The organism is Clostridium sp. MT-14, from assembly GCF_042436595.1.
Classification (GTDB): Bacteria; Bacillota; Clostridia; order Clostridiales; family Clostridiaceae; genus Clostridium_B; species Clostridium_B aromativorans.
In genome coordinates this window covers 30461-43314 of the sequence record NZ_JBHMIY010000032.1, presented here as the reverse complement: position 1 = coordinate 43314, position 12854 = coordinate 30461, and the positions used below count along the sequence as shown (strand labels likewise).

The following is a 12854-nucleotide window of genomic DNA, read 5'->3' as shown; positions in this document are numbered from 1 at the left end:
AAATTCAGGTCCTCCGCTGGCACATTTGGTAAAATACAGCCCTGTCACGTTGGGATCCTGTCCATCTCCGCTTATATTCTTGCCTATCTCCCCTATTATAAGTACGTCAAATTTCGGTATGAGTATCTGGGCCATCCTTTTTCTGCTCTCTTCAAGAAGAGCTTCTTCCTTCTCCAATCCAAGTATCTCATCTTTCGTAAGTATGGTTATCTTATAGGTATCATCATAGGCATTTTCAACTGTGGATACGGCAAAAAGCAGCTTGATCCTCTTAGCTATCATGCACCCAACTCCGGGTATAAGCTCATGGAATCTTTCAAATCCCTTACTGTGAACTGAATCCGCCCCCCGCTGCTTCCCAAGACCTATAACGAGCATTTTGCAGGCACCGCTTTCAACCCTGCCTCTAAAACAGGTATGCGGTTTTATTCTGGGAATTATAACCACTCCATCGGCCTCCAGAGCACTTTTGGCAACATAGACAGTCAATCCCGGTTCATATTCTCCAATAGGCTCAACATCTACAGATGCATCTACCTTGACCCCCATTGCTTCCTCCGTAATACCATAAGAGGCTAAAATTCCTGCCTGACCCTCCGGTGTGGCCCCGCCATGACTTCCCATGGCAGGTATGATAAATGGCTCTGCTCCAGCTCCTTTCAGGCAGTCCACAACTGTCTTAGCCATTTTAGCTATATTTGCAACTCCACGGCTGCCAACACCCACTGCAATTCTCTTGCCTTTCAAATCCATATTTTTTATACTCTGTCTTACTTTATCCGCCACTTCAAGTTCTACATTTTCAACTCTATCTTTCTCAAAATTCTGCTTTATTTTCAAGAACCTAGGTAATTCTATTTTAGGAAATTTACTTAAATCCAAAGACTCCATATTTACATCTCCCATTCATTTGGTATTTCATACATGCTCAAAATAATTCATTTATAATTGTTCACTTTTAGATGTCTCTTTCGGTAATGATACCGTCACTAAAAATCCAATTGCCAAAATTATTACTAAACTATAAATCCCTATACCAGAACTGTATTTCATAGTCAGCCATCCAACTATATACGGTCCCAAGAAGCCTCCCAGATTTCCCAGTGCATTTATAACTCCTCTGGCACCACCTGCCATTTCAGCATTAAACAATATAGGTGGTATTGTCCAGAATACGCTTGAAGCTGCTTGAAGAAATACACCGCATCCAATTAAAAATGCAAATGACAGCCATATATTGGATTTGGTTTGAACTGACAGCAACAAACATATGGAAAATCCGATCAAAGGTAATGCAGTATGCAGTCTTCTATTTCCGCTTTTGTCAGATAGATGAGAAAATACATACAGTCCAACTATAGTGCCTATATACGGCAATGTAGACAACCACCCCACACCATTCATTCCTGATTTAGTAAGTTCTTTTATCAAAGTTGGAAGCCACAGCGAGAAACCATATATTCCGGTCTGATAGCAAAAATATATTATAATCAATTTCCACATATTTATATTGGAGAATATATCTTTAAAAGATACTGCAGTTCCCTCCAGATCTTTTATATTTTCCTGCTCTTCTTTTATTTTTCGTGTAATATACTCTTTTTCTTCTTTAGATATCCACTTAGCATCTTCAGGCCTGTCACTTATAAGCGGAAGCCAAACCAGTATAAGTGCAAGGGATATTATGCCTTCTATTACAAAAACGGCACGCCAGCTGTACGCAGTTATAATCCACCCGGAAAGAGGTCCGGTTATTATGGAAGCTATAGGCACATTCATTATAAAATATGCATTTGCCCTTCCCCTTTCTTCATTTGGAAACCAATGACTTATAATGGTAAGTATTGCGGGCCAAACACCACCTTCAGCAACTCCCAACAGAAAACGAATTGCAAGCAGCTGTGGTACATTCTTGACAAATCCTGATACAACTGCAAGTCCACCCCAGGCTAAAATGGAATAGGCTATAAATTTCTTGGCACTTCCCTTTTCAGCTATTTGACCACCAGGTACCTGCAGAAACAGATACCCTACAAAGAATATTCCTGCAGCAAGGCCCGTAATACTAGCTGTCATAGCTAGCTCTTCACTCATTCCTCCTGCCATTGCAAAACCTATATTTGTACGATCCATAAATGCTACTATATAAACCAGTATTGCAGGTGGGATTATATGAATCCAACGTCCACTGGGTATTTTATCTATACTTTTTTGCATTTGAATTCCTCCTTAAAATACTATAAATAATTCTCATTCGAACAAATAACCTACACATAGTTGCACACTCTGCATATTGCAGTATCATTGAAGCCCAATGCTTCTGCCTTTGTAACTTTTCCCTCTGCCACATGGATGACTTCATTCAGCAGTTTCTCGCCCAGCTGTTCTACCGTATCTTTTCCCGATAGAATTCCGCTTGCATCAAAATCTATATTTCCCTTCATCTTTTCAAAGGTATATTTGTTGCCCGTCACTTTCAGCACCGGCGATATTATATTGCCCGTAGGAGTTCCCCTTCCCGTAGTAAACACTATTATCTGGCATCCTCCTGCTGCAAGCCCTGTCACAGATGCTATATCAAAACCCGGTGTATCCATTATGACCAATCCCTTTTTACTTGGAAAATAAGCATAATCAACTACTTCTACTATTTGCCTGTGTCCTCCCTTGTGTATGCATCCCAGGGATTTTTCCTCAATGGTGCTTATGCCCCCTGCCTTATTGCCAGGCGATGGGTTTCCTTCCCTTAAGTCTTCCCCTGCAGTCTTTAAATGCTTTTCATATCTCTTGACTATTGATATAATCCTATCGCTTATTTCAGGAGTAGCTCCCCTGGCTGCGAGCAGATGCTCCGCACCTATGAATTCAGTTGTCTCACACAATATTGAAGTCGATCCCAGATCCACCAGCCTGTCACTCATATCACCAAGAACCGGATTGGCTGCCAGCCCGGAAGTTGGATCAGATCCTCCGCATTCCGTACCTACTATGAGTTCAGATATGTCAGCTTCTTCCCTTTCAAGTTCAGATGCCTCCTGTGCCATCTCCCTTGCATATTCAATTCCCTTGGCTATAGTAGCACTTGTACCTCCCTCCTCCTGAATTACCAGTTTCTTCAACGGTTTGTTTGTAACAGCTTTTATCAACTTTGAAACCTCATCAGGCTGGGCATTCTCACATCCCAGTCCTATGAGAACTGTACCGTATACATTTGGATTTGCTGCCAGGCCAACTAATACCTTTACAGTAATATCAAGATCTCCCTTCGCCTGACCACATCCATTCTGATTGATTATGCTGACAGCTCCTGTTACCTGCCCTGCGACTATCCTGCAGGTTTCACTGGAGCATGCACAGGTAGGCAGCACAAGAACCTTATTTCTCACTCCAACCTTTCCATCGGGCCTTCTGTATCCCATAAATTTCATAATATCATCCTCCTTCCCTCTATCTTGTTATATATTTTCCCTTATGCTTATTAAATTGTGCAGATGAACATGCTTTCCTATTTTTATATCTTTTACGGCCCTGCCTATTACCTGCCCGTATTTGTAAATTTTATCTCCTTCACTTATATTGGATACCGAAAATTTATGATAGACAGGTACGTTGTCCACGATAGTAACCTTTTTCAATTCATCACCAATCTTGTACACAGCTGTATCCCCGGTATTTAGTTCCACCATAGCCACAGCCACATTATCTTTTTTGTCTACAATTAAGGAATTTATATTGTCATTCATAATCATTCCCCCTTAAAATTTAAATAATTATTGCTTATCCAGCGCTTTTTTGCCTTCTTCAATAACTTTAATAATTTTATCTACATCATATACGCTTCCACTCCAGGTTCCACCGCTGACAGACTGAAGTGCCGCCCATAGTTTTGTATCATCTGGAAGATCTGGATCAGGCTCAAGATCTGGATTAGGTTCACGTGCTTCTAGTACTTTGGCTGCTTCTTCATAAGAAAGTTTTTTATCCTCAGTTCCAATAAAATTAATCGATCCCTCAAGCTTATTGGTGTCAACTATAATTTCAATAACATCTCCATCACGAAGCTTCCCAAGAGGGCCTCCTGCCAATGCCTCAGGACCTACATGACCAAAACAAGCACCTGTAGAAACACCGGAAAAACGTGCATCTGTGATCAAGGAAACATGTTTACCAAAAGACAGATGTTTTAAAGCAGATGTCAACTGATATGTCTCCTCCATACCTGTTCCCATCGGACCTCCACCCATGACAACCATTATATCTCCAGCCTTGATCTTTCCAACATCTTTAAGCGCTTTAATAGCTGATTTTTCAGAGGTGAAAACCTTAGCTTTTCCAGTGTGTCTAAATACTCCATCATCATCTATAACAGATGGATCAATAGCTGTTGATTTTACCACCGAACCTTGAGGAGCAATATTTCCCATAGGAAAAGTTACTGTTGATGTCAATCCCCTTTCTTTTGCCCTGCTTGGGCTCATTATAATTTCATCAGGATCAAATCCATCTACTTCAACCAAACGTTTTCTACACTGTACACGTCTTTCAGATTTTTCCCACCAATCAAGATTAGCTCCAAGTGTTTCCCCTGTAACGGTAAGAACGTCTTCATGCAAAAGTCCAAGTTTTCTTAAATGAAGCATAACTTCAGGAACTCCTCCTGCTAAAAATGCGCAAACTGTTGGGTAATTAACCGGTCCCATAGGAAGAACACTTACTAAACGGGGAACTTCCCTATTAACCCTTGCCCAGTCTTTTACAGTTGGAATTTTACAACCGGCAGCATGTGCAATTGCAGGCAGATGAAGGAGCAAGTTCGTCGATCCACCAAAAGCAGCATGAACCACCATGGCATTTTCAATAGCTTTATCTGTAACAATATCCCTGGTAGTTATTCCATTATCAGCCATATCCAAAACTGCCCTAGCTGACTGCTTAGCAATTTCTTCCCATATCGGCTGACCTGAAGGTGATAAAGCAGAGTGAGTCAACGCTATTCCCAATGCTTCGGCAATAACCTGTGAAGTACCAGCTGTTCCCAAGAACTGGCATCCACCGCCTGCAGAAGCACAAGCTTTGCATCCCAATCGGCAGGCATCCTCAAATGAAAGCTCATTGTTGGCAAATCTAACTCCAATAGTTTGAATAGTTCCTGCATCTTCCCCTTTTATAGGTTGAAGTGTTGCACCACCAGGAACAATGATAGCTGGCAAATCATGCATAGACACCAGCGCCATCATCATGGAAGGCAGTCCTTTATCACATGAAGCTACACCAATTATTGCACGTCGTGTCGGCAGTGAACGAATTAAACGTCGCAGTACTATTGCCGCATCATTACGATAAGGCAGAGAATCAAACATTCCTGTTGTACCCTGGCTGCGTCCGTCACATGGATCTGTTACGTATGCAGCATAAGGAACGCCTCCAAGTTTCTTGATCTCTTCAGATGCCGCTCTTACCTGCAATCCCAATTCAAAGTGACCTGTGTGTAATCCTAAAGCTATCGGAGTACCGTCATTATCACGAACACCACCTTGATTGCTGAGTATCAGCACGTCACCACCCAAGAGTTTAGATGGCTCCCATCCCATACCGGCACTTAAAGTCATTCCGAATACATTACCGCTAGGTAATTTTTTCAACAATTCCGGAGTAAGTGGAAGCGAACCCTTAGGCCCTTCTGCATGAGTGTGAATTTTATACAAAGCTGCTTTTTCTTCACCAAAAATTGATTTTAATGACACAATTAACCCTTCCTCTCTATAATTAAAATTATTTTGATAACTTAATTAACAAAACATATGGCTAAGTAGCAATTTTTATGAGATTATATGATCTACCTCTTCCATCAGTTCCTTAATTGCATTGGTTTGCTTTTCATCTGCCTGAAGAAAAGGAGTTTTACAGTAGTCTTTAATATCTAAACCTTTAAACATCATTGCTTTCTTTAGAATAGGAATAAAACACTGGCTTATCTCATATAATTCTGACATTTTATCAACACAATTTTGAATTTCAGCTATTTTAGCGATATTTTTATTATTAACCGATTTCACCCAATTTACAAAAATCTCTGGATAAAGATTTGAAAGTGCACTAATGCAACCGCTTCCACCTACAAGAATATTATGGACAAAATTTTCATCAAATCCTGAAAATACCTCAAATCCAGGAAATTCATTCTGTACGGTTTTGATCAGCTTTCTAGTATGTCCCATTTCTGATACCGTATCTTTATATCCAACAATATTGCCATGTTTTCTCAACAAATTAAGTGTAAATTCCGGTGATAGATCATATCCTGTTCTGTCAGGAAAATTATATAAATAAATATTACCCTTTACAGCTTTTGCGATTTCTCCATAGTAAAAATCCAAATTTGCATCCGTTAAACCAAAATAATACGGACTAACAACAATAACAGCATCCGCTCCAACACCAATAGCGTAATTGGAAAGTTCAATTGTATCTTCTATTGTCATACAGCCTGTACCAATAATAGTCTTTGTTCTCTTATTTACATAGGGAACAACAAGATCAATCAATTCTTTCCTCTGTTCAATAGACATTGCATAGAATTCACCTGTACTGCCCATAACAACTAAACCATCTATACCTGAGTCAATAAGATAGTCATAAACATTTTTATTTGCCTGGACATCTAAATTTCCCTCAGCATCAAATGCAGTAATTACAGGAGTTAAAAATTTAGCCTTTTTCACGTGTTATCTCTCCTTCAATAAAAATTTTAGATTAAATTCAAAGCTTATTTTGTAATAGCTATATCCTGCTGCTCGTATCGGCAATTTGACAATTGATAAAGCTAATTCTTCTTTATTTTGTTCGCATATACAAAACTAATTTGTTTATACGAATATCATAATTAATATTATCACAATTTTTTATGATGTCAAGATAATAATTCAGTATTTTTTGCAAAAATTAAAAAGAGCAGTCCTCTGCCCTTTTATCTGTCTTAAATATACGGGATTTCTAATTTTCGACTATATCTCAGGATAATACCCTGTTTTATCCAGATTTACTTATGAACCCTGAGAGCTGCTTGAGACAATCTGGTTGTAATACATATTATAATATACACCTTTTCTATCTATTAAATCCTTATGATTTCCAAGTTCCACTATTCTACCATCTTTTATAACCATTATGATATCAGAATACTTTATAGTGCTGAGCCTATGGGCAATAATAAAGCTAGTCCTATCCTCCATAAGTTTAAACATAGCTTTCTGTATCCCAATCTCCGTTCTAGTATCTATACTGCTGGTAGCTTCATCTAAAATAAGTATAGAAGGATTTGAAAGTACAGCCCTTGCTATGGATATTATCTGCCTTTCGCCCTGGCTTAAATTGCTTCCTCCCTCTTGAATCATAGTATTGTATCCTTCTGGAAGCTTTTCAATAAATTTATCTGCACCTACTGATTCCGCAACTTTTTTTACTTGAGAATAATCTGCATCCAGATTACCATATCTGATGTTCTCAAATATGGTGCCTGTAAAAAGATAGGTATCCTGAAGAACTATACCAAAGCATTTTCTAAGGCTGTCCCTGGTATAATCTCTGATGTCCACCCCATCAATAAAAATTCTCCCGCTGGATACGTCGTAGAACCTATTTAGCAGATTTACGATAGTGGTTTTACCTGCTCCTGTAGGCCCAACCAAAGCTACACTGGTACCTGGATTTATTTCAAGATTTATATTCTTCAATACCTCGACATCTTCCCTATATCTAAAACATACATTTTCAAAAACAATACGGCCTTTACAATCTTCAAGTATTTTCGCTCCAGATGTATCCTTTAATTCCTCTTCCTCATCCAATATTTCAAATACTCTTTCCGCACCTGCAACAGCTGACTGGAGGGTATTAAATATACTTGCTATACTATTTAGGGGTCTGGTAAATTGCCTTGAATAGCTTAAGAAGCTGGCTATAACTCCTACGGTTATAATATCCTTTACAGCTAAAATCCCACCAACTCCGGCTACTGCAGCAAATCCTATATTGTTTATGACATTCATAATTGGCATTAAAAACCCGGACAGTATTTGGGCCTTTAATCCCACTTTACACAACCTACGATTCATTAGATTAAATTTCTCTATGATTTTTTCTTCATGGTTAAAAGCTTTTATTACCTGAAGTCCTGATATGGATTCCTCTATATGACCATTCAATTTCCCAAGTTCTATCTGCTGAATCTTAAATAATTTGCTTGTATTCTTTGCTATACTCTTGGTAAGTAAAAACACCAGTGGAACTGTAATAAGGCTCACAAAAGTCATAATAGGGCTCAAAACAAGCATCATTACAAAAGATCCAAATACTGTCACCGCTGATGACATGAGCTGGGTGGTAGACTGCGATATGGTAGAACTCACATTTTCTATATCATTGGTGAGCCTGCTCATTATCTCCCCATGGGTATTTCTGTCAAAAAAAGATATTGGAAGCTTCTGAAGCTTATTAAATAAATTTTCCCTGAGTCTTATTATTATTCTTTGGGCTGTTCCAGCTATAAGCCAGCTTTGAAAAAAAGTCAGCACTCCATCTAGTATATATGTGAATAAAAGCAGCATGACCATCATAAACAGCAGGCCGAAGTCCACTCTTACCTTCAATCCTGAGGACATGGCATCAATAGATTTCCCTATGAAATAAGGTCCTAAAAACGACACTATGGAATCCAGTATCACAAATATAAAAATTATAATTAGAAGTCTTCTTTCACTTCCAAAATATCTCCACAATCTGAACAAAGTCTTCCTAAAATTTTTAGGCTTTTCAACTGGCTTAATGCTGCCTTTACCTTTTACACCTCTCCTTGGTCCAAGAGGCATTCTGATACTGCTTTTGTCATATTTAAATTTTTTATCCATATATCACAACTTCTCCCTTCCAACCTGGGACAAAAATATATCTTTATATACCTGACAGTTCTTTATAAGTTCCTCATGCCTCCCAATACCTACCAGTTTTCCACTGTCCAAAACAATTATTTTATCTGCAGACATAACAGAAGATATTTTTTGCGCAATTATTATACAGGTAAGGTTATCCGAATATTTTTTTAATTTTTTTCTAATTTTTACTTCCGTAGATGCATCTACCGCACTAGTACAATCATCAAGTATGAGCACCTCAGGCTTTTTTATAAGTGCCCTGGCTATAGAGACCCTCTGTTTTTGTCCTCCTGAAAAATTTACTCCTCCCTGTCCAAGCTTTGTATCATATTTTTCTGGAAATTTTGAAATAAATTCATCCACTTCCGCAGCTTGAGCAGCTTCCCTAACCTCTTCTAAAGAAGCATCTTCTTTTCCCCATCTTATATTCTCAAGCACACTTCCTGTAAACAATACAGTCTCTTGCGGCACAAGAGCTATTTTATTCCTCAATATCTTTTCATCTATATTTTTTATATCCACTCCACCAATTTTTATAATTCCAGAAGTAACGTCATAGAATCTGGGAATTAGGCTTACCAAAGTGCTCTTACCTGATCCTGTGGCTCCTATAATTCCCAGGGTCTCTCCTGGAATACAGGTAAAACTTATATTTTCAATAATCCGGTGGCCATTGGCATAAGCAAAACCTACATTTTCAAATTCTATTTTACCCGCTTTATCAATATTTAAAATAGAATTGTTGGAGCTAAAGCTGCTTCTTTCTTCAAACACCTTAGAGATCCTGCTGGCAGAGGCTTTAAATCTCACAAATGTATTAAAAACTGCAGATATGATCATAATTGAATACAATATCTGTGTCATATAATTTGTAAATGCAATTATCTGCCCCACCTTCATGGTGCCTCTGTTCACGTATATTCCCCCAATCCAGAGCACAGATACTATTCCCAAATTTATTACCAAATTTATGCCCGGGGAAAATATGGATACAACCCTCATTGCCCTGGTTGATAATGTCCCGAGCTCTTCATTGAAACCTTTAAATCTTTTATTTTCATAATCTGATCTGTTAAATGCCTTTACAACTCTTACTCCAGACAGGTATTCCCTCATTACTGAGTTTACCTTGTCTAAGGCCTGCTGGACTTTTATAAAATACGGATACCCAATATTCACATTTAAAAATATCAACACTGCTACAATAGATATTGCAGCAAAAATTACCACCGAAAGACGCAAATTCAGTCTGGATGCCATAATTATGCTTCCCACACATAGAATAGGTGCCTTCACAGCTATTCTCATAAGTCCATTCACAAAGTTCTGGATCTGAGTTACATCATTTGTAAGCCGTGTTATAAGAGAGCTTCTCTCAAATTTGTCAATGCTCTCAAAAGAGAATCCCTGAACTTTTTTAAATAAATCCTCCCTCAGATCTGCACTAAAATTCTGCGACACAGTTCCAGACAATATATTGCGTCCTGAAGCTCCCAAGGCTCCAATGGCAGTAATTCCAAGCATTATCAGACCGTTTCTGATTATATAATCCGCATCTCTATATGCTACACCTATATCCACTATATCAGACATTATTGTAGGCTGCATAAGATCGCATAACGCCTCTACCGTAAGGCATACTATCGCGAGGGAAAATCCTTTCCAATACTTATCTATATATTTTTTCATAAATTTCAAGTATATACACCCCTAAGAATTTATTTAATCAAAGATACGGGCGGTTTCTCGCCAGTTGACATTAAAATTAAAAACATATACACAAAATTATTATAAATCAAATCATAAATTATGTTATTATAATATTACTATACCATATAACACTGATATAATAGCTATATAAAGCTTAGTTTACAGGAGTGATAAATTTGAATAAATATTTAAATAAGATTTCCTATTATTTTAGAAACAGCTATGGCATTGATAAACTCTCAACTCATCTTTACATAGCTGGGTTTATATTTTCCCTGTTCAGGCGCAGTGCCACTTTCGGTTTTGTATGTATAATATATTCTACATGGCGATGTCTTTCAAGAAACAAATACAGAAGACATAAAGAACTTCAGGCCTACGAAAATTTTATTTCTCCCCTGATCAGACGGATCAAAACATATAAAACCACAATAGGTAGTAATAGATACTATAAAATATTCAAATGTCCAAATTGTTCCCAAAAAATGAGAGTTCCAAAGCATAAGGGCAGAATAACTATAACCTGCAGAAACTGCGGAACTATTTTTAAGGGAAAATCATAAACCATTAGTGAAAATAATTTATATGTAAAATAGAAATACTTTTATAGTAAACACTTCCTACTTAGAATAAACTAAAATATGACAAGAGCAGGTGCTGTAATTGGGTGAGAGAAAAATATTCGTTTCAATTTTTAAATTTATAGTTTTTATATTCTGGCTCATATTTCAATTTATAGCTATAGTACTTATATACAATATATTCAACATATTTTTTATATACTATTTTATATTTTTCGAAATTGTAAGTGCTATTTCTGTAATTCATTTGAATTATAAGGATAAAAACACATCTTATAAAATCAGCTGGATTGCTTTGATATTACTGATTCCAGTAGTAGGAGTTATTATATATATTCTATCCAGAATTGGAATCAAACGCAATTTCAATAAAATGAATAAAGTAGAGCTGGATGAAAAGATATTTCCCGAAGAAGATAAAACCATGCTTTCACAGTTGAAAGTAAATAATAAAACCCGATACAATCAGACAAGGCTGATCAAAAATATAAGCGGATATGGAGTCTATTTCAATACAAAAGCAATTTATTTTCCTTCGGGAAAAAGCATGTACAAAAAATTACTGGAAGAATTAAAAAAAGCCGATAAATTTATATTTCTTGAATACTTTATAATCTCCAGAGGAAAAATGTGGGATGAAATCTTCGAAATACTAAAACAAAAAGCACAAAATGGAGTAGAGGTCAGGATTCTGGTGGATTATATAGGATCAATGTTCGTTCTTCCAAAGGATTTTGAAAACTCCCTGAAAAAATATAATATAAAATACAAGATATTCAACCCTATAAAAATGCTATTGAATGTCATGTTAAACTACAGAGATCATAGAAAAATGGCAGTAATTGATGGAAAAGTTGCTTTTACCGGAGGAATGAACATAGGAGACGAATATATAAATCTGTATAAAAAATACGGTTACTGGAAGGATATGGGAGTGTGTCTTAAAGGAGATGCAGTTTACAGTTTTACATCCATGTTTTTAAGAATGTGGCAGTCAATAACAAAAAAGAGAGAGGATTTTCAAAAATACAAGTTTGAAAGTAAATTCAATGGATATACGGGTATTGTAGCACCCTATAACAGCAGCCCGGAAGAAAGCAACGATGTGGCACAGGATGTATATTTGAGCATCATAGACAGTGCTAAAAATTATATCTATATCACGACCCCTTATCTTGTAATAGGTTATGAAATGATACTGGCGCTTTCTCTGGCCGCAAAAAGAGGGGTTGATGTGAGAATAATAACCCCCTCCATACCTGACAAAAAAACCATACAAGTTCTTACAAGATCCCATTATGACAAACTCCTTGATTCAGGAGTGAAGATATATGAATACACACCAGGATTCATTCATGGGAAGACCCTTGTCTCTGATGGAGAATGTGCCGTAGTGGGAACCATAAATATGGATTATAGGAGCTTATATCTACATTTTGAATGTGCCGTGTACATGTATGATGTTTCAATAATAGATGATATTTACAATGATTTCATAAATACCATGGGTCAATGCAAAAAAATAGAAAAGGAAGTCTGGGAAAAAAGATGCTTTTTAAAAAAGATATTAGAATCCATTCTCAGAATGTTTGCTCCATTAGCGTAGGGTCAGACCCCCTTACATTTTTTGTAA

10 protein-coding genes are annotated in these 12854 nt (G+C 37.2%); 2 read left to right on the top strand and 8 right to left on the bottom strand.

The window, feature by feature from the left end; all coding sequences use genetic code 11:
* The 8 genes from ACFHWD_RS17185 to ACFHWD_RS17150 form a co-directional block, all read right to left on the bottom strand.
* Positions 1-891: DUF362 domain-containing protein (locus tag ACFHWD_RS17185; RefSeq protein WP_378062794.1), on the bottom strand; the 891-nt coding region annotated here is incomplete at its 3' end.
* 51 nt (positions 892-942) lie between these two features.
* Positions 943-2217, bottom strand: a complete 1275-nt coding sequence (locus ACFHWD_RS17180; protein WP_150359063.1) for an MFS transporter — start codon at positions 2215-2217, stop codon at positions 943-945.
* Positions 2218-2267: 50 nt separating this feature from the next.
* On the bottom strand, positions 2268-3428 hold the full coding sequence (locus ACFHWD_RS17175; protein ID WP_229980809.1) for a UxaA family hydrolase: 1161 nt from the start codon (positions 3426-3428) through the stop codon (positions 2268-2270).
* 27 nt (positions 3429-3455) lie between these two features.
* Positions 3456-3743, bottom strand: coding sequence for a UxaA family hydrolase (locus ACFHWD_RS17170; protein ID WP_378062793.1), 288 nt, complete (start codon positions 3741-3743; stop codon positions 3456-3458).
* Positions 3744-3770: 27 nt separating this feature from the next.
* Entirely contained in the window at positions 3771-5744 is a 1974-nt protein-coding gene (locus ACFHWD_RS17165) for a YjhG/YagF family D-xylonate dehydratase (RefSeq protein ID WP_229980808.1), read from the bottom strand.
* Between the two features lie 75 nt (positions 5745-5819).
* A complete protein-coding gene (locus ACFHWD_RS17160; RefSeq protein ID WP_150356587.1) occupies positions 5820-6722 on the bottom strand; it encodes a dihydrodipicolinate synthase family protein in 903 nt (300 codons plus the stop codon).
* A 321-nt stretch (positions 6723-7043) separates the two neighbouring features.
* Complete coding sequence (locus tag ACFHWD_RS17155) at positions 7044-8906, bottom strand: ABC transporter ATP-binding protein (protein ID WP_378062792.1); 1863 nt, start codon at positions 8904-8906, stop codon at positions 7044-7046.
* A 3-nt stretch (positions 8907-8909) separates the two neighbouring features.
* Positions 8910-10619, bottom strand: a complete 1710-nt coding sequence (locus ACFHWD_RS17150; protein ID WP_378062796.1) for an ABC transporter ATP-binding protein — start codon at positions 10617-10619, stop codon at positions 8910-8912.
* 197 nt (positions 10620-10816) lie between these two features.
* Here ACFHWD_RS17150 and ACFHWD_RS17145 point away from each other — a divergent pair, with 197 nt between their 5' ends.
* Together ACFHWD_RS17145 and cls are read left to right on the top strand one after the other, a co-directional pair.
* Complete coding sequence (locus ACFHWD_RS17145; protein ID WP_378062791.1) at positions 10817-11203, top strand: hypothetical protein; 387 nt, start codon at positions 10817-10819, stop codon at positions 11201-11203.
* Positions 11204-11303: 100 nt separating this feature from the next.
* Complete coding sequence (cls, locus tag ACFHWD_RS17140; protein ID WP_229980805.1) at positions 11304-12827, top strand: cardiolipin synthase; 1524 nt, start codon at positions 11304-11306, stop codon at positions 12825-12827.
* Positions 12828-12854: the final 27 nt, after the last annotated feature.